24 protein-coding genes and 2 tRNA genes are annotated in these 18346 nt (G+C 68.9%); 14 read left to right on the top strand and 12 right to left on the bottom strand.

Annotated features, from left to right (window positions below):
- Positions 1-22 precede the first annotated feature (22 nt).
- Entirely contained in the window at positions 23-874 is an 852-nt protein-coding gene (locus ACV7GQ_RS09180; RefSeq protein WP_470309949.1) for a lysostaphin resistance A-like protein, read from the top strand.
- A gap of 4 nt (positions 875-878) precedes the next feature.
- Positions 879-1790 (top strand): LLM class oxidoreductase, encoded by a 912-nt coding sequence (locus ACV7GQ_RS09175; RefSeq protein WP_470309948.1) that lies wholly within the window; start codon positions 879-881, stop codon positions 1788-1790.
- A 3-nt stretch (positions 1791-1793) separates the two neighbouring features.
- Here ACV7GQ_RS09175 and ACV7GQ_RS09170 read toward each other — a convergent pair whose 3' ends face one another.
- From ACV7GQ_RS09170 to ACV7GQ_RS09160, 3 genes are all read right to left on the bottom strand, one after another.
- A complete protein-coding gene (locus ACV7GQ_RS09170; protein WP_470309947.1) occupies positions 1794-2096 on the bottom strand; it encodes a hypothetical protein in 303 nt (100 codons plus the stop codon).
- A 49-nt stretch (positions 2097-2145) separates the two neighbouring features.
- Positions 2146-2400 (bottom strand): hypothetical protein, encoded by a 255-nt coding sequence (locus ACV7GQ_RS09165; RefSeq protein WP_470309946.1) that lies wholly within the window; start codon positions 2398-2400, stop codon positions 2146-2148.
- Between the two features lie 420 nt (positions 2401-2820).
- A complete protein-coding gene (locus tag ACV7GQ_RS09160; protein ID WP_470309945.1) occupies positions 2821-4179 on the bottom strand; it encodes an NAD(P)/FAD-dependent oxidoreductase in 1359 nt (452 codons plus the stop codon).
- Positions 4180-4282: 103 nt separating this feature from the next.
- On the opposite strand from ACV7GQ_RS09160, the gene ACV7GQ_RS09155 reads away from it, so the two are divergent.
- The gene (locus ACV7GQ_RS09155; protein WP_470309944.1) at positions 4283-5236 is read left to right on the top strand and encodes a D-2-hydroxyacid dehydrogenase; all 954 of its coding nucleotides are present in this window, start codon (positions 4283-4285) and stop codon (positions 5234-5236) included.
- Here ACV7GQ_RS09155 and asd read toward each other — a convergent pair.
- Together asd and ACV7GQ_RS09145 are read right to left on the bottom strand one after the other, a co-directional pair.
- Positions 5233-6270: an aspartate-semialdehyde dehydrogenase gene (gene asd / locus ACV7GQ_RS09150; RefSeq protein ID WP_470309943.1), complete on the bottom strand. Its 1038-nt coding sequence runs from the start codon at positions 6268-6270 to the stop codon at positions 5233-5235. The two genes, ACV7GQ_RS09155 and asd, sit on opposite strands and share 4 nt — an antisense overlap.
- 59 nt (positions 6271-6329) lie before the next feature.
- The gene (locus ACV7GQ_RS09145; RefSeq protein WP_470309942.1) at positions 6330-6767 is read right to left on the bottom strand and encodes a DUF7960 family protein; all 438 of its coding nucleotides are present in this window, start codon (positions 6765-6767) and stop codon (positions 6330-6332) included.
- Between the two features lie 98 nt (positions 6768-6865).
- Here ACV7GQ_RS09145 and ACV7GQ_RS09140 point away from each other — a divergent pair, with 98 nt between their 5' ends.
- The 5 genes from ACV7GQ_RS09140 (at position 6866) to ACV7GQ_RS09120 (ending at position 10229) form a co-directional block, all read left to right on the top strand.
- Positions 6866-7519 carry a DUF4013 domain-containing protein gene (locus tag ACV7GQ_RS09140; protein WP_470309941.1) on the top strand — a complete coding sequence of 218 codons (654 nt, stop codon included), beginning with the start codon at positions 6866-6868 and terminating at the stop codon, positions 7517-7519.
- 60 nt (positions 7520-7579) lie between these two features.
- Positions 7580-8620 carry a tyrosine--tRNA ligase gene (locus tag ACV7GQ_RS09135; RefSeq protein ID WP_470309940.1) on the top strand — a complete coding sequence of 347 codons (1041 nt, stop codon included), beginning with the start codon at positions 7580-7582 and terminating at the stop codon, positions 8618-8620.
- Between the two features lie 27 nt (positions 8621-8647).
- Entirely contained in the window at positions 8648-9304 is a 657-nt protein-coding gene (locus tag ACV7GQ_RS09130) for a class I SAM-dependent methyltransferase (protein ID WP_470309939.1), read from the top strand.
- 84 nt (positions 9305-9388) lie between these two features.
- Positions 9389-9459, top strand: a tRNA-Gly gene (locus ACV7GQ_RS09125).
- Positions 9460-9719: 260 nt separating this feature from the next.
- Positions 9720-10229, top strand: a complete 510-nt coding sequence (locus ACV7GQ_RS09120; RefSeq protein ID WP_470309938.1) for a hypothetical protein — start codon at positions 9720-9722, stop codon at positions 10227-10229.
- Between the two features lie 51 nt (positions 10230-10280).
- Here the strand turns inward: ACV7GQ_RS09120 and ACV7GQ_RS09115 are convergent, their stop codons facing one another.
- From ACV7GQ_RS09115 to ACV7GQ_RS09105, 3 genes are read right to left on the bottom strand one after another with little or no spacing between them, the layout of a single operon-like run.
- On the bottom strand, positions 10281-10694 hold the full coding sequence (locus ACV7GQ_RS09115) for a hypothetical protein (RefSeq protein WP_470309937.1): 414 nt from the start codon (positions 10692-10694) through the stop codon (positions 10281-10283).
- A gap of 57 nt (positions 10695-10751) precedes the next feature.
- Positions 10752-11567 (bottom strand): HD domain-containing protein, encoded by an 816-nt coding sequence (locus ACV7GQ_RS09110; RefSeq protein ID WP_470309936.1) that lies wholly within the window; start codon positions 11565-11567, stop codon positions 10752-10754.
- A 46-nt stretch (positions 11568-11613) separates the two neighbouring features.
- Complete coding sequence (locus ACV7GQ_RS09105; RefSeq protein ID WP_470309935.1) at positions 11614-12087, bottom strand: redoxin domain-containing protein; 474 nt, start codon at positions 12085-12087, stop codon at positions 11614-11616.
- Between the two features lie 137 nt (positions 12088-12224).
- Here ACV7GQ_RS09105 and ACV7GQ_RS09100 point away from each other — a divergent pair, with 137 nt between their 5' ends.
- The 3 genes from ACV7GQ_RS09100 to ACV7GQ_RS09090 all read left to right on the top strand — a co-directional run bounded on the left by ACV7GQ_RS09100 (position 12225) and on the right by ACV7GQ_RS09090 (position 13031).
- Positions 12225-12461, top strand: coding sequence for a hypothetical protein (locus tag ACV7GQ_RS09100; protein ID WP_470309934.1), 237 nt, complete (start codon positions 12225-12227; stop codon positions 12459-12461).
- Positions 12462-12642: 181 nt separating this feature from the next.
- Positions 12643-12891 (top strand): twin-arginine translocase TatA/TatE family subunit, encoded by a 249-nt coding sequence (locus ACV7GQ_RS09095; RefSeq protein WP_470313150.1) that lies wholly within the window; start codon positions 12643-12645, stop codon positions 12889-12891.
- 66 nt (positions 12892-12957) lie between these two features.
- Positions 12958-13031: transfer RNA gene (locus ACV7GQ_RS09090), tRNA-Arg, on the top strand.
- A 98-nt stretch (positions 13032-13129) separates the two neighbouring features.
- On the opposite strand, the gene ACV7GQ_RS09085 is transcribed toward ACV7GQ_RS09090, so the two are convergent.
- Positions 13130-14011, bottom strand: coding sequence for a halocyanin domain-containing protein (locus ACV7GQ_RS09085; protein ID WP_470309933.1), 882 nt, complete (start codon positions 14009-14011; stop codon positions 13130-13132).
- Between the two features lie 223 nt (positions 14012-14234).
- Here ACV7GQ_RS09085 and ACV7GQ_RS09080 point away from each other — a divergent pair, with 223 nt between their 5' ends.
- Together ACV7GQ_RS09080 and ACV7GQ_RS09075 are read left to right on the top strand one after the other, a co-directional pair.
- Complete coding sequence (locus ACV7GQ_RS09080; protein WP_470309932.1) at positions 14235-14597, top strand: helix-turn-helix domain-containing protein; 363 nt, start codon at positions 14235-14237, stop codon at positions 14595-14597.
- The gene (locus ACV7GQ_RS09075; protein WP_470309931.1) at positions 14594-14896 is read left to right on the top strand and encodes a DUF7521 family protein; all 303 of its coding nucleotides are present in this window, start codon (positions 14594-14596) and stop codon (positions 14894-14896) included. Before ACV7GQ_RS09080 ends, ACV7GQ_RS09075 begins: the two co-directional genes overlap by 4 nt.
- 24 nt (positions 14897-14920) lie before the next feature.
- On the opposite strand, the gene ACV7GQ_RS09070 is transcribed toward ACV7GQ_RS09075, so the two are convergent.
- Positions 14921-15472, bottom strand: a complete 552-nt coding sequence (locus tag ACV7GQ_RS09070) for a halocyanin domain-containing protein (protein WP_470309930.1) — start codon at positions 15470-15472, stop codon at positions 14921-14923.
- Positions 15473-15727: 255 nt separating this feature from the next.
- On the opposite strand from ACV7GQ_RS09070, the gene ACV7GQ_RS09065 reads away from it, so the two are divergent.
- A complete protein-coding gene (locus tag ACV7GQ_RS09065) occupies positions 15728-17254 on the top strand; it encodes a cryptochrome/photolyase family protein (protein WP_470309929.1) in 1527 nt (508 codons plus the stop codon).
- Here ACV7GQ_RS09065 and ACV7GQ_RS09060 read toward each other — a convergent pair whose 3' ends face one another.
- Positions 17255-17959 carry a DUF2270 domain-containing protein gene (locus tag ACV7GQ_RS09060; RefSeq protein WP_470309928.1) on the bottom strand — a complete coding sequence of 235 codons (705 nt, stop codon included), beginning with the start codon at positions 17957-17959 and terminating at the stop codon, positions 17255-17257.
- Positions 17956-18339, bottom strand: a complete 384-nt coding sequence (locus ACV7GQ_RS09055; protein ID WP_470309927.1) for a helix-turn-helix domain-containing protein — start codon at positions 18337-18339, stop codon at positions 17956-17958. The genes ACV7GQ_RS09060 and ACV7GQ_RS09055 overlap by 4 nt, the downstream gene beginning before the upstream one ends.
- Between the last annotated feature and the right edge of the window lie 7 nt (positions 18340-18346).

Here is an 18346-nt window from a genome sequence, read left to right as displayed (position 1 = left end):
GCTGTCGCCGCTATCGGTCGGTATGTCTCACGTGACGCGCGAGCGACCGTTCCTCCAGTCGGTCGTGGCGTTGGTCGCCGGCCTGCTCCTGGGCGCGGGCGGCCTGCTCCTCGGCTTCGGGCTGACGTTCCTGGTGGCGGGGCTCCTCATCGTCGGCGTCGGCCTCGACCTCTCGCCGGCCCTGAGCATCGTCCTCAGTCTCGTCTTCGTACAGGGTATCGGCTGTGCGGGCGTCGCCCTGAGTTACTACAAGCTCCGGCCGCGGCTCGGCGAACGGGTCCGTGGTCTGCTCCAGATTCCCGGCGCCGTCCCCGCGTTCGACATCCCGGTCGCCGTCCCGGACCTGCGTGACGGCGCGACGATAGTCGGCGGGTACTTCCTCGCCATCGGCGGCGCCGTCCTCGGCTCGGCCGCTATCACGCTCGTCCAGCGGCTCACCGGGACACAGCTGGAGACGGGGACGAACCAGGCCGCACAGATAGGGATGGAGAACCCTGAGGTCCTGCTCCTGCTGATTCCGGCGTCGATACTCGTCATCGGGCCCGGCGAGGAGATGCTGTTCCGCGGCGTCGTCCAGGGCCGCATCCGCGAGGCGTTCAGCCCGGTCCCGGGCATCCTCATCCCGAGCGTCATCTTCGCCGGCCTCCACTGGTTCGCACTCAGCGGCGGGTCGCCGCAGGGGAACCTCGTGGCGCTGGGCGTCCTCGTCGTCCCGGCGCTCGTCTTCGGCGTCGCCTACGAGTACACTGACAACATCGTCGTCCCGTCGATGATCCACGGCCTCTACAACGCGACGCTGTTCACGATGCTGTACGTCGTCGTCAAGTACGGCGACCAGTTGCCACAGCAGATGACCCTCGGTACCGTCGCCTGACCGGATGACGGAGTTCAACGCCGGCTACGACCGCCTGTTCGGCGACGACCTCACGGTCGGCGTCGGCTTCCCGCTGACGGACGCCAGCGAGTCGCGTCCGGACGTCGACGCGGAGATGCGGCTGGCGGCCCGCGCCGAGTCGCTCGGCTACGACGCCCTCTGGGCGCGGGACGTCCCGCTGTACTGGCCCCGGTTCGGCGACGCCGGCCAGACGTTCGAGACGTGGTCGTGGCTCAGTCACGCGGCCGCCCACACCGACGACGTGGCGCTGGGGACGGCGAGCGTCGTCCTGCCGCTCAGACACCCGTTGCACGTCGCGAAGAGCGCGGCCTCGGTCGACCGCCTCTCAGGCGGGCGCCTCGTGATGGGTGTCGCCACCGGCGACCGGGACCCGGAGTACCCGGCGTTCGACGTCGACCCGGACGACCGCGGCGCGCTGTTCCGGGAGTCGGTCGACCTCCTCCGGACCGCGTGGGGCGAGTCGTTCCCGAGCGCGGAGGGGCGCTGGGGGGCGCTGGACGGCGACCTCGACGTCGTCCCGAAACCGGCCGCAGGGACGATTCCACTCCTGCCGACGGGCAACGCCCGCCAGTCCGTCGAGTGGATCGCCGACCACGGCGACGGCTGGCTGTTCTACCACCTCCCGATGGCGACGCTGGAATCGTACCTCGACGAGTGGCGCGCCGCCGCGGGCGAGAAGCCCTACGCGATGGTCGTCCGCACGCACCTCGCCGACGACCCGACTGCCCCACCGGACCCGGTCCACCAGGGCTACCGGGCCGGCAGCGAGTGGTTCGTCGAGTACTTCCGGGACCTCCGGGCGGCGGGCGTCGACCACGTCGTCGTCTCGACGCCGGGCGACGACCCGGAGCGGGAACTGACGCGTCTCGCCGAGGACGTCCTCGACCCGGTCTAGGGGTCACTCGTCCGCGCGAGCAGCACGGACGTGGTCGCGTGCCTCCTCGGGCGTCATCCCGCGGACGCCGCAGGCACACGAGAGCAGTTCCGGGTCGGTCAGGTCGTCGACCTGCGTTCGCTCGTCGCGTTCGAGCGAGTCCGTCGCCGGGTCGTACTCGAACGTGACGCGGTAGCTTATCTGCGTGACCCCCTCGATGCGGTGGTCCTCGCTCGGGTCGGGGTTCGCGATGGCGTCCTCGTGCTCGGCCTGCATCGCCGTCTTCCACTCCTGCAGGTTGGCCTCCGGATCGGCGTCGTCGGGCATACCTCCGACGTGGCGGCAGACGGGGAAAAAGGTGGGTCAGTCGCGCCGGCTACACCGCGTTCTGGACGCTGGTCCGTGCCGCCCGGTCGGCCTCCGCCAGCGTGTGCTGTCCGTACTCGCGGGCGGACATCTCGCGGGTCCAGAGCTCTCGGGCGAGAAGCGCGACCCGCTCCTCCGGTCCCTCGATGGTCACCGTATCGCTCCCGACGCCCGATATCGTCACGCCGGGGATGCCGTCGGCCGCGCGCCGGAGTTCGCTCTGTACGTCGCCCCGCTCACAGGCTATCGCCTTGCTCGTCGTCATACTATCGCGTACATGGAGACGGGACCTACCGATGGGACCTAACTCGTTAGGAGACCGGCAGTGCTCGCAGCCACAGGGGACCGCAGACGAACGGATGCACGGCTCGTGGCATCTCGGAAGCGTGTCGCCCGGAACACTAACGACCGGCGTCATCCTCGGCGGCGCGCCACGTCAGCCGGCAAACCCTCGTGCCGGGCGGGCGACCCAGTAGGTCGCCTGGTGCCGAACCGGCGTTGGCCGGTCCGGCAGGCGGTTAACGACCGCGAGTCGAGCGGATAGCGTCCGCCAGGCGGGCGGTGTGCACCGCCGGGGTGTACCGTGCCCGGGTTCTCCGGACGGTCATCGTCCCGGTGACGGGCCTCGGCCGGGGATTGAAGGCACGCAGTCGAACTAAGCGGGTCCCGTACCTAAGAGTGACGTTCAGACTGCGTACTCGTCTTCGCGCAGTTGGACGTAGTTCCCGTTGCGGTAGCCGAACTTCCCCCACTTGTACTTGACCACGAGTTCGAGACCGTGCAGGCCGCCCCTGAGTGCGGCGTCGGCCTTGATACCGCGGGCGTCCATCAGGTCGTTCGCCGTCGTGAACGCCCGGTCCCACTCTCTCGGTCCCCAGTCGCGGACCAGGTCGGCGAAGGTGACGTTCCGCAGCACCTCGTCGCCGATGGCGGCCTGCCACTCGGTGTTGTACCGTTCGAGGCGCTCTTCGGCGGCGAGTCGGCCGGCTATCTTCCCGGTGCGGACCGCGACGTGGTCGCCGCCCTCGTGGAAGGCGGAGGTGGCACCCATCGCCCCGCCGGTGACGGCGATACCCGCTCCGGCCGGTGATTCGATGGGCCGGGTCGAGGATATGGGGTACGTCTCCGTCCCCTTCGACTTCCCGCGGTCCTCGACCAGCGGGAAGTCAGCGAGGTCGTACTCGGGGAACTGCCGTTCGAGCAGTCGCCGGACGTACTCGTTGCCCCGGGGGATGCTCTCGTCGTCGTCGTGCAGGAGGTCCCACTCGCGCGTGTCGTAGTCGTCGATGTCCAGTCCGATGGGCATCGTCAGCCCGATGCGGGCCACCGGCGGGTCGTTCGGGAAGATCCACGGGTAGGCGGTGTGGCCGGGCATGATGCCCCACCAGAACTCGATGAACTCGGGGTCGAACAGCTCCTCGGGCATCCGGCGGTGTTCCTGATAGGCGATGTGGTTGGCCGTGTTCGAGGGCATGATCTCGCCCATCGTCCGGCCCTCGGGGAGGAACTGGTCCAGCGTCCCGCCGGTGACGGTCCGCTGGGGGCCGTCCGCCAGCACGACGTAGTCCGTCTCGAGGTTCTCGCCGTTGGCCAGACGGACCGTGTGGCGCGGCGACGCGGCGAGGTCGGTCTCGACCCCGGTGACGCTCACGCCGACGCGGTAGTCCGCCCCCGCGTCGACCGCTCGCCGGCGAAGCCAGTCGTCGAACCGCGCCCGGTGCATCGTGAAGCCGAACCCGTCGTACGTCGCGTCGATGCCAGTCTCGGTCAGCGCCAGTTCGGAGTCGGGGCCGTAGAACTTCGCTCCCGCCAGTTCGCTGAGGACCACGTCCTCGGGGAACTCCGCGGCGTCGAGTTCCATGATGTCCAGCCAGTAGTCCAGCAGCCCGGCCGCGTCCGTCGAATCCGGTCCCGTGCCCTCGCGGTCGGCCCGGGGGACCCCCTTCTCCAAGACGACGGCGTCGGCGCCGCGGGCGGCGGCGGCCTCGGCGGCGGACGACCCCGCTGGGCCACCCCCGACGATTGCCACGTCTACGTATTCCATACCCGCTACCGTGCCCCCCGACGGCTAAAACCTATTGTCTCGTCGCGCTACGTCGACTCCGGGTGCAGTACCGTTTTGACCCTCGGCGTCGCAGGCACCCGGTATGCCCGACATCGTCGTCCGCCGCGACAACATCCACGGCATGGCCGTCGACCGATACGTGACAGCGCTCCGCGAGCGCCTCCCGGACCACGACGTCGCCGTGGCCCGGACCCCGGCTGCCGAGCGTGACCTCGTCACTGACGCGACGGTGCTCACCGGCAGTGCCGTCTCCGAGGCCCTGCTGGACCGGGCCGACTCGCTGCGTCTGTTCGCGTCCACGTACGCCGGCTACGACCACCTCCCGCTCGACGAACTGGCGGCCCGCGACGTCGCCCTGACGACGGCGTCCGGCGTCCACGCGCCCAACGTCTCCGAACACGTCGTCGGCGCGTGGCTCTCGTTCGCTCGCGGGTTCTTCACGGCGCGGCGACGACAGGCCGACCACGTCTGGCAGTCGTTCAAGTCGACCGATTTCGCCGGCAGCCGCGTCTGCGTCGTCGGCATGGGGGCCATCGGCTCCGCCGTCGTCGACAGACTCGACGGCTTCGACGTCGAGACGGTCGCCGTCAGGCACTCGCCCGAGAAGGACACCCCGACCGACGAGGTGTACGGCTACGACGAGGTCCACGAGGCCGTCGAGGACGCCCGCTACGTGGCGCTGGCGTGTCCGCTCACCGACGAGACCAGGGGGCTGGTCGACGCCGACCTCCTGACGACGATGCACCCCGAGACGGTGCTGGTCAACGTCGCGCGCGGCCCGGTGGTCGACACCGACGCGCTCGTCGCGGCCCTCCAGCGGAACCACGTCGGCGCGGCGGCGCTGGACGTCACCGACCCCGAACCGCTCCCGAGCGACCACCGCCTGTGGGACTTCGAGAACGTCCTCGTCACGCCCCACAACGCCGGACACACGCCCAGCTACTTCGACAGACTCGCGGACATCGTCGCGGAGAACGTCCGCCGCGCCGAGCAGACCGGCGCGTGGGACGGGTTACAGAACCAGATTTCGCTCTAGATGTAGCCGCGCTGGGCGAGCAGTTCGCCGTTCAGCACGCTCGCGCCCGCCGCGCCGCGCATCGTGTTGTGCGCGAGGCAGTTGAACTGGACGCCGTCGGTGGTCTCGCGGAACCCGCCGACCGCCACGCCCATGCCGTCCTCGACGTTCCGGTCGAGTCGGGGCTGCGGGCGGTCCGGCTCCTCGAACACCTTGATGAGGCGTTCGGGCGAGGAGGGCAGGTCGACCCCGGTGACCGCTGCCATCGCGTCCTCGGCTTCCTCGACGGAGACCTCCTCGGCCGTGTCGGCCCAGACGTTCTCGAGGTGGCCGTCGAGCGTGGCGATGCGGTTACACGAGGCGGCGACGTCCATGTCGTTGAGCTCGACCTCGGCGCCGTCGAACGTCCCGAGCAGCTTCCGGGACTCGGTCTCCATCTTCTGCTCCTCGCCGCCGATGTGCGGGATGGCGTTGTCGATGATCTCCATCGAGGAGACGCCGGAGTAGCCCGCCCCCGACACCGCCTGCAGGGTCGAGACGCGCACGTCCGTCACGTCGAAGGCGTCGTCCAGCGCCGCCAGCGGCGGGACCATGGTGATGGTCGAGCAGTTGGGGTTCTTCAGCAGCGCGCCGTCCCAGCCGCGCTCGTCCCGCTGGACCTCGATGAGGTCGACGTGGTCGGCGTTGACCTCGGGGATCGTCAGCGGCACGTCCTCGTCCATCCGGCCGTTCGAGGAGTTCGAGGAGACGACGTAGCCCTCTTCACAGAACTCGGGCTCGACCTCCGCACCGACGCTAGAGGGGAGCGAGGAGAAGATGAGGTCGACGTCGTCCGGGACCGCCTCGGGCGTGGTCGCGCCCACGGTGATGTCGGCGACGTCCTCCGGGATGGGCGCCTCGACGCGCCACTTCGCCGCGTCGCGGTAGCTCTCTCCGGCGCTCGATTCGCTGGCCGTCAGTGCGGCGATCTCGAAGTCCGGGTGCGGGTCGAGTAGCTGGATGAGTCGCTGTCCGACCGCGCCGGTTGCTCCGAGGACGCCTACGCGTACAGTCATCGGTTGACACAGGGCCGTGGGTGTTCAAAACAGTTTGGATACGGCCCGCTGTCCCCCGGTCAGGCTTCCGCTTCCGTGTCTTCGAACACCCACTCCACGACCCGTGCCTCGACCACGTCCCGCTCCTCGACGTAGGGGTCGTCGCGGTTCTTGAGCGTGGCCTCGGCGTCGGCCAGCATCTCGGCCTCGAGGTCGCTGTGGTCGGGTTCGTCACGGATGTCGTTGAGCAGGGCTTCGAAGTCCTCCCGGAGGTCGAACGAGGCGCGGGCGACGTTGCAGCGAGACAGTGGGCTCATGCCGGTCTCCAGCACGAGGTCCCGGACCGTCTCCCAGTCGGCGGCACAGAAGTAGATGGACACCTCGCCGACGATGTCCCGCCAGGCGATGGCCTCGGAGTGTTTCAGCAGCGGCACCGCCCGCGGTGGGAGGTCCAACCGGGTCTCCGTGTCCGGGTTCCCGCACAGGCAACACGCCTTCTCCGTCTTCCCCGTGTACATGTACGGTAGTTGGACTGGACGGATATGTGTACTCGGGTCCCCCGCGGCCGTGGCCGCAGTGTGGGGGTATAAGTGTCGGGGCGGGGCAGTACCCCGCAATGTTGCGCGACGCGCTGTTCTACCCGCAGCGAGGCCCGGGGTGGCTCTGGACCGTCATAACCGGGAGTCTGCTGACGCTCGTGGGCGCGGTGCTGTTCGTCCCGCTCATCCCGGTACAGGGGTATCTCCTCCGGGTCTTACGGTCGACCGCCGACGGCCGCCCACACCCGCCGAAGTTCGAGGACTGGGGGGACCTGTTCGTCGACGGCGCGCGGGTCATCGCCGTGCAGGTCGCCTACCTCCTCGTCCCGGTCCTCGTGACGCTGGGCGGCGTCCTCGCGCGGGCTTCGGGGGCCGGGCTCCTCGGTGGCGCTCTGTTGCTCCTCGCGTCCGTCGCCGGGCTCGCCGCGGCGTACCTTCTCCCGGGCGCACTCACGCGGCTGGCGACGACGGACACCCTGCGCGCGGCGTTCGAGATTCGAGCGGTCGCGGGTGCGGCCCGCCGACCCGTCTACGTCGTGGCCGTCGTCGAGGCGTACGTCGCCCTGTTCGTGATAGCGGGGCTGGGGGGCGTCCTCGTCCTCATCCTCGTCGGCGCGGTGTTCGCCTTCTACGGGCAGGTCGTCGGCTATCACCTGTTCGCGCGGGGGTACGCCGGCGCGACCGGCGACGGACGGGACTCGACGGACCGACGCCAGACCACCGCCGAGTGAGCGCTCGGTCGGCCGGGCCACACAGGAACGTTTTACTCGCCGGAGCGGGGACCGGAGCGTATGGATACGGCCGACCGACTCGACCTCGTGAGCCGGCACACTCAGGAGGTCGTCACGGAGGACGAGCTCGAGGGACTGTTCGAGGACGGCGACCCGTCGGCGTACATCGGCTACGCGCCCACCGGCGAGATGCACATCGGCCACTTCACGACGATGCGGAAGCTCGCGGACTTCCTGCGGGCCGACGTCGACGTGACGGTGCTCATCGCCGACCTGCACGCCCATCTCGACGACAACAAGAGCCCGTTCGACCTGCTGGACGCCCGCTCGGAGTACTACCGCGTCGCCATCGAGGGCATGATAGACGCCGCCGGGGCCGACCCCGACGACGTCGAGTTCGTCCGCGGCACGGACTTCCAACTCGACGAGGAGTACACGCTGGAGATGTACCGCATGGCCGCGGAGACGACCATCGCCCGCACGCAGCGCGCGGCCAGCGAAGTCGTCCGCGAGTCCGAGAGCCCGAACCTCGGGGGCCTCATCTACCCGCTGATGCAGAGCCTCGACGTGAAGGCCCTGGACGCCGACATCGCCTACGGCGGCGTCGACCAGCGCGGCATCTACATGCTCTCGCGCGAGATTCTCCCCGACCACGGCGGCCACTCGCCGGTCTGTATCTTCGCGCCGCTCCTCTCCGGCCTCTCGGGCGGGAAGATGAGCGCCTCCGACGCCGCCTCGAAGGTCAACCTCACCGACAGTCGCGACGAGGTCGAGGAGAAGATCGGACAGGCCTACTGCCCGGCCGGCGAGGTCGAGGACAACGGCGTCCTCGAGTACCTGCACCATCTCGTCTTCCCGGTGCTCGACGTCGAGGGCGAACCGTTCGTCGTCGAGCGACCCGAGGAGTACGGCGGCGACCTGACCTACGAGAGCTACGACGCCGTCGAGGCGGACTTCCTCAGCGGTGAACTCCACCCCGCGGACCTCAAGCCGGCCGTCGGGACCGCCATCTCCGAGGTCATCGACCCGGTGCGCGAGCGCCTCCTCGACCGCCCGGACCTGCTGGCCGAGGCCTACCCCGAGACGCACGGCGAGTCGTAACCTCACGGACGCAGACCTTCGACCGACATGGACGAACAGTCACGCGCCGCGGTCCGTCGCACGTACGAGCGCATCGGCGACCACTTCTCGAAGACCCGCGAGTACGCGTGGCCGGAGGTCGAGTCGTTCGTCGACGACGCGGACCGCGTCGGGACGGCGCTCGACGTCGGGTGTGGTAACGGCCGCCACGCCGACCTCCTCGCCGGCGTCGCGGACCGGGTCGTCGGCCTCGACGCCAGTCGCGCCCTCCTCCGCGAGGCCCGCAACCGGGTCGGGCGTCGCGTCTCGCTCGTGCAGGGCGACGCCACGCGACTCCCGCTCGCCGCGGCCAGCGTGGACCTCGCCGTCTACGTCGCGACCCTGCACCACCTTCCCACGGTCGCCGACCGGCGCGCCAGCCTCGACGAACTCGCCCGCGTCCTCGCGCCCGACGGCAGCGCGCTCGTCAGCGTGTGGAGCACCGCCCACGACCGCTTCGACGCGCCCGCCGACGCCGAGACCGGGTTCGACACAACCGTCGACTGGACGCTCCCCGGCGGAGAGACGGTCCCGCGGTTCTACCACATCTACGCGCCGGCGGAGTTCGAACGCGACGTCGCCGAGAGCGGCCTGACCCTGCACTCGATGGAACTCTCCAGCGGGAACTGCTACGCCGTCGTCGGACCAGAAGGGAAAGGTCCTTAATCACCTTCCCTCTATCAGTGGATACGTTCGCGCGCCGTCGGCGTACTGCGGACGGCGACGGTGGTCACACCGGCGAACGAGCGAGCGGCGGTGGTCTAGTGGTAGGACCTGAGCCTTCCAAGCTCATGGCCCGGGTTCAAATCCCGGCCGCCGCATCTTCTCGGCGCGGTCTCTCACGCACTCGTAGCCTGTCGACGGCGGGGGTTCTCGACGGCTCTCGGTACCGCTGCCGGTGGCTCGGGAGAAGATTTATTATCCACCCGGCTCAATTATTACACGAAGAAAATCCCGAAAGTATATCGCCAGCTTCTTCTATCAGTTCCCCCTTCGGACAGTAGCGGGTGTCTCGGGTCCGCTCTCCGGCGGTCTCGACCGCCGTCGCGACCCGTACGATGTCACTCGTCAGTACGTACCCATGACTGCATCCGACTCACGACCCACGTCCGGTCCCGGCCCTATCTACGACCCGGAGTCGTTGCGTGACAGCGACGACGTCCCGTTCCACGAGGACACCGATACCGTCGACGCCGAGACGCTGGACCGTCTCGACGAACTGGACGACATGGCGCCCATCGGTGTCACGAACGACGCGGGTGAGACGCTGGTCATGCAGGTCACCGAGACCTGCGACTGGAAGATTCCGGCCGCCAGCGTCGGCCCGGACGACGACTTCGCGGCGACCGGCCGGCAGTGGGTCGAGGCGAACGCCGGCGTCGCCGTCGAGCTCGCGACAGCCGAGGGCGTCTGGCACCTCGAAGCACGGAGCGCCGCGGGCGACCGGACCGCCGAGCGCTACTTCGTCGTCTTCGGGGCGTCCCTGGTCGGGTCACCGAACGGGGACGGCGAGGCAGTGGCTACCGGGTGGGTCACCGACCTGCCGGCCGACGCCGCTGCGGTGCCGGGCACCGACCGATTCTTCGACTGACTGGCGTCCGTCCGTCGCTCGGTCGGGAGCGCCTGCGGACGCCGCCGTTGGTCAGGGTTCGACGCGCTCCCAGGTGTCGGAAGTGAGGGTCGCGTCGGGGTTCTCCGGGAGCGAGACCGTGAGTCTGTCGCCCGTCTCGACGCAGACGAGGTCGACCTGATTGCGCTCGCTGTGGTTGCGTGTGGGGTAGCTGAACGGACGGTCGCGTTCGGGGAGGCCGCCGACTCGTGGACACTCGGGCGGTTCGACGGCGCGGTCGGCGAGGCCGTCGGTGTGGACCCGGGACTGCGGCCGGTCGCCCCCGCGGTCGTCACCCACCGAGAGCAGTCGCTCCGCACCCGGGAGACGCCGGATGAACGCACGGGCCCGAACGCGGAACCGCTGGACGAGGCCGGGAGCGTCCTGCACCGCTGGGGACGTTCCGGGGTCGTCGCCCCGCGGCTCGTCCATGGGTGTGAGACTCATACACAGGGGTAGGGTGGCGGGCTACAAAACGGTTGTGTCAGGGACAGGTTACGACTCTCAGAGTTCGATCCGCTCGACGATCTGGTTGCCGTCCTCGCGGGAGTTGAGCGCCACGATTCGGATGTGCTCCTCGAGCCCGGAGTCGTTCAGCTTCGCCTTCAACAGGTTGTCGACCTGATAGACGCCGGCGGCGTTGTTCATCTCTATTTCGACGAGCACGGGGTACTCCTCGCCGCTGCTGAGCGTCACCGTCTCGATGGCCTGACTGGAGACCGTGTTGATGCCTCGCCCGCCCCGTTCGTAGGGGATGCGCGACCGGCCACGCTCCATGTCCAGCGCGTCGGCGACCCTGACGACCCCGGCCTCCAGCGTGAGCGGACTCTCCTCGGTGTGGTGACAGAGGATGGCGTGGAGGACCTCGCCTTTCACCCGGACCCGCTCGTTCACCTCGTAGAACTCCGCGAGGAGCCTGTCCAGCAGGTCCGCAGCGAGCGGGATGGAGTAGTAGGGGTGTTCGTCCCGATGGACGACGTGGCCGATGTCGTGGAGCGTCGCCGCGAGGGCGACGATGACGGCCTCGTCGGCCTCTTCGAGCCCCTCGTGGTCGGCGGCCCCGTTGAACTCGACGCCGCCCCGCTTCAGGAGGTCGTACAGACACAGCGCCCGGTTCCGGACGATGTCGATGTGTTTCTTCCCGTGGTCGTTGTACCGCTTGCGCGTGACCGGGTTGACGTTCTGCGCGTCGAGGTAGGCCTGCACCTCGTCGTCGGCGGCCAACTGGTCGAGGACGGCGTTGACCCGTGCGTCCGGGAACGCGTGGTCCCGGTCGGGGTCGTAGATACGTCCGGCCTCCGGTGATTCCTGATCGCTCATGTGTGGACCAACCGGTGCCACCGAGAAAAAGCCCGCCCCCAGTGTGTCAGGCCGACCGAACCGCGTCGAGGACGTCGTCGTAGTTCGGTTCGACGCCGGGGTCGTCGGTCGCCCACGCGTAGGTCACGCGTCGCTCGCCGTCGACGACGAACACGGAGCGTTTCGCCAGGTCGTAGACGCCCAGCCCGTCGAAGTCCATCGAGACGCCGTACGCGTCGATTATCCGCCGTCTGGTGTCGCTGACGAGCTCGATTTCGAGGCCGAACTGGTCGCGGAAGGCGTTCTGGGCGAACGGGGTGTCGATACTGACACCGTAGACCGCCGCATCCGCCGCGCGCAGTTCGGACTGGCGTTCGTCGAACGCCGCCAGCTCGTCGCTGCAGACGCTCGTGAACGCGCCCGGGAAGAACGCGAGGACCACCGGCCCGTCGGCGACCGCCGCCGAGAGCGAGAGCTCGCCGATACCACCGTCGGCGAGCGGCGCGGTGAAATCGGGCGCCTCGTCACCGACCGTAATCATGGCCGCGACTTGCCACTCCTGTTTCAAATCCCTTGTGACCGCGGTCCAGGCCTCGGTGTCTCTGCGAACGGTTCTCGGCCAGCCATCGGCTCCACCGGAGGGTTCGTTTTAATATCTCCGGGCCCCTCGCTCCGGACATGCCCGACACGATGGAGGTCTACACCGGAATCGAAGTGACGGTCGAACACGTCGACTCGCTCCCGTCGGGCGGCGCTCGCTTCGACATCACCGCCGAGGACGGGCGGCGGTGGCGCATCGACCTGACCCGCGAGGGCGAGACGGAGGTCGTGACGACGTGGCGCGACGGCACGCTCGCCGACCTCTCCGTCCCCGAGTGGCTGGACGACGTTACGGCGCGCTTAGCCCAGCAGTAGGTTCTCACACCGGGGCCACCTGCTGCCCAGTCGGTGTCGGCTCCGGAGCGAATTCCATGCTCGAAGCGTGAAAAGGGCACTTACGCGGTATCACGCGGCGACGACGAGCAAAAAGACTATAATAGCAACCACGTAAACTTCGGTTACAATGTCAGGGACATTCGTACCACTGTTCCCGGGGATGCCGGGCACGACGGAGATGATGGTCATCCTCCTCATCGCCGTCCTCCTCTTCGGGGCGAACAAGATTCCGAAACTCGCGCGCTCCACCGGTGAGGCGATGGGTGAGTTCCAGAAGGGTCGCACCGAAGTCGAGCAGGAGCTCGAAGAGATGAAGCAGGGCGGCACCGAGGCCGGCTCCGACGACACGTCCGAGTCCACCACGGAGACGTCGACCACCGAAGAGACCTCGACCGAGTCGAGCAACTGAGCCCCGGATATCTCCTCTCTCGTCCGAACGAAATCGTTTTCCAGCAGTCACGCGACCCTCCCGACAGGGCGTGTGGCCTAGTGGACGAGGGCGAGGGGTTCCTAACCCCTAGAGCGCGGGTTCGAATCCCGCCACGCCCGTTTCCGCTGAGCGACAGCGAGGCGTGAACGGCACGGAGTTCGAAGCACGGAACGAGTGAACGAGGAGAGGTGACGCCGTCGACGGACGTGGGTGCTCGCTATTCGACCACGACGGCGCCGCGCATCCCGAGTGCCTTGTGCGGCAGACAGGCATAGCGGTACTGTCCCGGGTCGTCGAACGTGTGCTCGAAGGTCGTACTGGACTCGCTCTCCACGTCGCCCGAGCTGACGTCGGCGCCCTCGAACACGACGTTGTGAGCGCCGCCGTCCCCGGTCCACTCCCAGCGGACGGTCGACCCGGGAGCGATCTTCACGAGAGGCGGGTCGAAGGCGAAGGCGCCGCCGTTGCCCTCGGCGCCGACGGTGACCACGGCGGTATCGCTGCCGGTCCGGTCGACCAAGGTGCCGTCGAAGTTGCTGGCGTGGGAGAGCCACTCGTCGACCTTCGGGTAGCCCGTCGACGGGGGCTCCCGGACGACGACGGCGCCCTTCATCCCGTCGTCGCGGCGCGGCTCCGAGACGTAGGCGTAGGTCCCTGGCTCCTCGAAGAGGTAGTGGTAGGAGGTCCCGGACTGGGCGTTGGTCCGGCCGCTGTCGAAGGTGCCGTCGAGGGCGACCACGTTGTGTTGGCCGCCGTGGCCGGTCCAGTCCCACCGGACCGTCGTCATCGGGACGACCTCGACGACCGGCGGAGCGAACGCGAGGCCGTCGTCGGTCGGTTCACCGACCCAGACGGACGGTCGGGAGCCGGCGCCGTACCGGTAGGTCTCGCCGTCGTAGCCGTTGGCGTCCTCGAGCCACGCCTCGAGCGAGTCCGGGGGCGTCAGTTCGGCCGTCTCGGTCGACTCGGCGGTGCCGCCGTCGGACGCGTCGCCGACGGCCTGTGACGTCTCGCCGGTCGAGAGACACCCGGCCGTGGCGGCGAGTCCGGTCAGTGCTGTGCTCGCGAGGAACTGTCTGCGGGTGGAGGGCGGTTCCATTGCGTCTCCCGCTACGCGAAGGCGCCCCGAAAACCGTGTGCGTGCTTTCCAGAATCTGGAAATCGGCGGGCGCCCTTTATTTGACCGCCGTTTATCACCGGCCGGAGAGACGCCACCGACCCGACCGTCACGTTGAAACCCGCTCCGTGGGAAATCCACCGAGAGTCGCCGCCCCGACACCGAGCGTGTCACCCCACCCGCCGTCGCCCACAGGAGGTCCCCCGTGTCAGGAGACGACCCGCCCGACCAGCAGGCCATGTTCGAGGCGCTGGCCGATTCGGACTGTCGCAGCATCCTCGCGACGCTCGACGACCCGCTCCCGGCGAAACGAGTGGCCGACGTCTGCGAGCTCCCACTGACGAGTACGTACCGCAAGCTCGAGCAGCTGAGCGACGCCGCGCTCGTCGCCGAGGGGACGGAGGTCAGGGCCGACGGCCACCACGAGACGACGTACGTCAGGGACTGCACGGGCGTGTTCGTGGCCCTCGACGGGGACGACTCGTTCGACGTCGACGTCTTGCGGGACCCCGAGACGCCGGACGAGCGGCTCGCGCGGCTCTGGGCCCGCGTCAGTGAGGAACTATGACCGGAGAGATACCCCTCGTCGTCGTCGCGTTCAAGACAGCCACGCTGGTACTGGGTGGTCTCATCACCTACTTCGCGGCCAAAGCGGCGCTGAAGTCCCGTTCGCGGGGACTGGCGTACCTCGCCGTCGGGTTCGGGACGGTCACGTCGGGGTCGCTGCTGGCCGGCGTGGCCGACCAGGTGCTCGGTCTCGACGCGCAGGCGGCACTGGCGTTCGAGAACGCCGTGACGATGGTCGGGTTCGCCGTCGTCGCGTACTCGCTGTACGTCGCGAGCCAGTCGCCACTGGTCGGCCGTTGAATACGGAGACCCGGACGACCGCCGTTACTCGACGATGACGGCGCCCTTCATGCCGAGGCTCTTGTGTGGTTCACAGTAGTAGAGGTAGACCCCGGACGACTCGAAGGTGTGCTGGAAGTCGTTCCCCGAGTCGGAGACGAGACTGCTCTCGAACTCGCCGTCCTCGTGGACGACGTTGTGCGAGCCACCGTTGCCGGTCCAGGACCAGTTGACGTCGGTCCCGGCGTCGACGCGGACCGCCGCCGGCGCGAAGGCGTAGGCGCCGCCGTTGCCCTCGGCACCGACCTCGACGTTGACGTTCCCCGTGCCGGTCTGGTCGGCGACGGTGCCGTCGAAGTTGTCGACGTCCGAGAGGTACTCGCTCACCTCCGACGGGACGTCGCCGCCGCTCCCGCCGTCGCCGCTCTCGGTGTCCGTCGGCGTGCTCTCAGACGTCTCGGTGTCACCGCCGTCGCCGCCGTCCGACCCGCCGCTGCCGCCGTCGCCACCGGACCCGCCACAGCCAGCGAGCAGTCCGGCAACCGAGACAGCCGCGGTACTACGGACGAACGTTCGCCGATCGAGGTGGTCTGACATGCACGCGAATTTCGCCTTCCAGACACTAAAGGTAGTCGCTTCGGCCGAGAGAGAATAAACAATCATGTGGGTCTGAGACGTGGGAATTCGGCACTTTCGGGGAAAGATAAAACGGGGTCGACGAACACGTTCGTGACAGACGCTTGAATGCTTCGCAGCCGGTGGTTCGGGTGCGACTGTCGTACCTACACAGTTTGGAGCAGGGTTCATGCGGGTAGCGACCCACCGTGCTGGTATGCGAGCGAGGTGTCCGTCGTGACGGTGTGGCTACGGGGCGACCACCTCGTCCGCCGTCGCGGGCCACTGGCGCGGCGACCGGACGAGCGGGTCCTCCTCGTGGAGGCCGAGTCGTTCGCGCGGAGACTGCCCTACCACCCGCACAAACTGACGCTGGTGTTCAGTGCGATGCGACACCTCAGGGACGACCTCCGGGCGGACGGGCGGCCGGTCGACTACCGGCAGGTCGACACCTTCGCGGAGGGCGTCGAGGCCCACTTCGAAGCCCACCCGGCGGACACGCTGGTGACGACGCGGCCGCAGTCCGACGGTGCGCGGGAGCGTATCGAGCGCATCGTGGCCGACGCGGGCGGTGCCGTCGAGTTCGTCCCCGACGAGCGGTTCTGCTGCTCGCCCGCCCAGTTCGACGAGTGGGCCACGGACGGCCGGTACCGCCACGAGGACTTCTACCGGTTCATGCGGCGGGAGACCGGCTATCTGATGGACGACGGCGACCCGGTCGGCGGCGAGTGGAACTACGACGACCAGAACCGGGAGACGCCACCCGACGACTGGGAACCGGCCGACCCGCCGACGTTCGACCGCGACGAGACGACCGAGGCCGTCGCCGAGTGGGTCCGCGAGACGTTCGACGGCGGGTACGACGAACCGCCGTACGGCGGTGCCTGGGCCGACCCGGGCCCGTTCCGCTGGCCGGTGACCCGCCGGCAGGCCGTGCGAGCGCTGGACCACTTCGTCACCCACCGGCTCGCCGACTTCGGGCCGTACCAGGACGCGATGCGCGGCGACGAGTGGGCGATGAGCCACAGCCTCCTGTCGACGTCGCTGAACCTCGGCCTCCTCCTGCCCGACGAGGTCATCGAGCGAGCCATCGCCGCCTACGAGGACGGCGCGGCACCGCTCAACAGCGTCGAGGGGTTCGTCCGGCAGGTGCTGGGGTGGCGGGAGTTCCTCCGTCACGTCTACCGGCGGGAGATGCCGGCGCTGGCCGAGGCGAACCAGCTCGACGCCGGCGAGGACCTCCCGGAGTTCTACTGGACGGGTGAGACGGAGATGGCCTGCCTCTCGGACGTGGTCGAGGGCGTCCGGGCCCGGGGCTACTCCCACCACATCGAGCGCCTGATGGTGCTCGCGAACTTCGGCCTGATATACGGCGTCGAACCGGCCCAGCTGAACCGCTGGTTCCACGCGGGCTACGTCGACGCCTTCCACTGGGTGACGACGCCGAACGTCGTCGAGATGGGGCTGTACGGGGCGGGGGTCTTCGCCACCAAGCCGTACGCCTCCTCGGCGAACTACGTCGACAAGATGAGCGACTACTGCTCGGGCTGTCCGTACTACAAGACGAAGACCACCGGCGAGGGCGCGTGCCCGTTCAACGCGCTGTACTGGGACTTCCTGGACCGCAACGAGGACGCGCTCCGCTCGAACCACCGGATGGGGCTGATGTACAGCCACGTCGACGAGAAAGACGACGAGGAGTGGGCCGAGATACGGGCGCGGGCCGACGAGATACGGGCGATGGCTCGGTCCGGCGACCTGTAGTCAGGCCTCGCGCCAGTCGTCGACCTCACACCGCCGCAGCTCCGAGCGGGAGTGCCACTCTCTCGGACGGACGGCGACGGCGACGGCGGCGAGGTACGCGAGGCCGACGGCGGCCGTGACGACGGCGCCCGGGACCATCCCGATGGCGGCGCTCTCGGGCCACGACCCCTCCTGTGCGAAGGCGGTCACGCGGATGACCCACGCGCCCGTGACGACGCTGAACAGGGCGAGGTACACCCGTCGCAGTCTGTGGGCGAGCGCCTCCTCGAAGGGCACCTTCAGCGTCGGTTCCCGGTAGTCGTCGCTCAGCTTCCGCCGCCACGACTCGTCCTCGACGTCTGTACTCGGGTCGAGCCCGTGGGCCCAGACGTTCTGCTGGACGAGGCGGACCCGCGAGCGCCAGACGTCGAACCCGCGGTAGCGGTGGGCCTCGATGCCGAGGAACACGGCCAGCGTCACCAGCCCGACGAGGACGAGGTAGTGGGGGTTCGTCGGGTCCGAGAAGGCCCAGGTCAGGATGGCGGCGATGACCGTGACGGCCCAGTTGGTCGTCCGGTCCAGTCGCTCGCGCCACCGGGTCATCCGGTGGACCTCGCCACGGTAGAGGTGGGCCATCGACGAACTCGGGCCCATGTCCCGTTCGAACAGGCCCGCGCCGAGGCCGCGTTCGCGTTCGCCGGCCGGGTCGAACTCCTCGTCGGTCATCGCTGTCCCCCGCCGAACGTCTCGCGGAGCTCGGCGATGCGTCGGCCCATCGTCGCGTAGTAGTCGTTCAGTCCCCGCTGCATCTGGTCAGCGACCTCGGCCGGGTCGCGCGGTTCGTACACGTGGTGGTAGCTGCTCGCCTCGCCGCTGACCTTGGCCTGTGCGACGAGGTCGGCGTCCAGCAGTCGCTGGACCGACCGGTACGCCGTCGTCCGGTCGCGTTCGACTCGTTCGGCCAGCTCGTCCACAGTCAGTGGGCCGTCCGTCCCGACCAGCGTGGCGAAGCACTGCCGGTCCAGGTCCGTGAGGCCGTGGAAGCAGTCCAGCAGGAACTCGCACTCGACGTCCTCCTCCAGCAGGGTGCGGATGGCTTCCGGCATTATCGAA

The organism is Haloarcula sp. MBLA0163 (genome assembly GCF_055632435.1).
The sequence above is the reverse complement of the archived record's forward strand: the minus strand, read 5'-3'. Positions and strand labels throughout refer to the sequence as shown.

Excerpts from the sequence above, each read along its gene's own strand:
- ACV7GQ_RS09100 (WP_470309934.1), top strand. The coding sequence starts at position 12,225 with ATGCCCGACACGATGGAGGTCTACACCGGAATCGAAGTGACGGTCGAA.
- ACV7GQ_RS09115 (WP_470309937.1), bottom strand. The coding sequence starts at position 10,694 with ATGAGTCTCACACCCATGGACGAGCCGCGGGGCGACGACCCCGGAACG.
- ACV7GQ_RS09055 (WP_470309927.1), bottom strand. The coding sequence starts at position 18,339 with ATGCCGGAAGCCATCCGCACCCTGCTGGAGGAGGACGTCGAGTGCGAG.
- ACV7GQ_RS09135 (WP_470309940.1), top strand. The coding sequence starts at position 7,580 with ATGGATACGGCCGACCGACTCGACCTCGTGAGCCGGCACACTCAGGAG.
- ACV7GQ_RS09105 (WP_470309935.1), bottom strand. The coding sequence starts at position 12,087 with ATGATTACGGTCGGTGACGAGGCGCCCGATTTCACCGCGCCGCTCGCC.
- ACV7GQ_RS09095 (WP_470313150.1), top strand. The coding sequence starts at position 12,643 with ATGCCGGGCACGACGGAGATGATGGTCATCCTCCTCATCGCCGTCCTC.
- ACV7GQ_RS09110 (WP_470309936.1), bottom strand. The coding sequence starts at position 11,567 with ATGAGCGATCAGGAATCACCGGAGGCCGGACGTATCTACGACCCCGAC.
- ACV7GQ_RS09085 (WP_470309933.1), bottom strand. The coding sequence starts at position 14,011 with ATGGAACCGCCCTCCACCCGCAGACAGTTCCTCGCGAGCACAGCACTG.
- ACV7GQ_RS09175 (WP_470309948.1), top strand. The coding sequence starts at position 879 with ATGACGGAGTTCAACGCCGGCTACGACCGCCTGTTCGGCGACGACCTC.
- ACV7GQ_RS09120 (WP_470309938.1), top strand. The coding sequence starts at position 9,720 with ATGACTGCATCCGACTCACGACCCACGTCCGGTCCCGGCCCTATCTAC.
- ACV7GQ_RS09155 (WP_470309944.1), top strand. The coding sequence starts at position 4,283 with ATGCCCGACATCGTCGTCCGCCGCGACAACATCCACGGCATGGCCGTC.
- ACV7GQ_RS09060 (WP_470309928.1), bottom strand. The coding sequence starts at position 17,959 with ATGACCGACGAGGAGTTCGACCCGGCCGGCGAACGCGAACGCGGCCTC.
- ACV7GQ_RS09140 (WP_470309941.1), top strand. The coding sequence starts at position 6,866 with ATGTTGCGCGACGCGCTGTTCTACCCGCAGCGAGGCCCGGGGTGGCTC.
- ACV7GQ_RS09070 (WP_470309930.1), bottom strand. The coding sequence starts at position 15,472 with ATGTCAGACCACCTCGATCGGCGAACGTTCGTCCGTAGTACCGCGGCT.
- ACV7GQ_RS09075 (WP_470309931.1), top strand. The coding sequence starts at position 14,594 with ATGACCGGAGAGATACCCCTCGTCGTCGTCGCGTTCAAGACAGCCACG.
- ACV7GQ_RS09130 (WP_470309939.1), top strand. The coding sequence starts at position 8,648 with ATGGACGAACAGTCACGCGCCGCGGTCCGTCGCACGTACGAGCGCATC.
- asd (WP_470309943.1), bottom strand. The coding sequence starts at position 6,270 with ATGACTGTACGCGTAGGCGTCCTCGGAGCAACCGGCGCGGTCGGACAG.
- ACV7GQ_RS09160 (WP_470309945.1), bottom strand. The coding sequence starts at position 4,179 with ATGGAATACGTAGACGTGGCAATCGTCGGGGGTGGCCCAGCGGGGTCG.
- ACV7GQ_RS09180 (WP_470309949.1), top strand. The coding sequence starts at position 23 with ATGTCTCACGTGACGCGCGAGCGACCGTTCCTCCAGTCGGTCGTGGCG.
- ACV7GQ_RS09165 (WP_470309946.1), bottom strand. The coding sequence starts at position 2,400 with ATGACGACGAGCAAGGCGATAGCCTGTGAGCGGGGCGACGTACAGAGC.
- ACV7GQ_RS09170 (WP_470309947.1), bottom strand. The coding sequence starts at position 2,096 with ATGCCCGACGACGCCGATCCGGAGGCCAACCTGCAGGAGTGGAAGACG.
- ACV7GQ_RS09145 (WP_470309942.1), bottom strand. The coding sequence starts at position 6,767 with ATGTACACGGGGAAGACGGAGAAGGCGTGTTGCCTGTGCGGGAACCCG.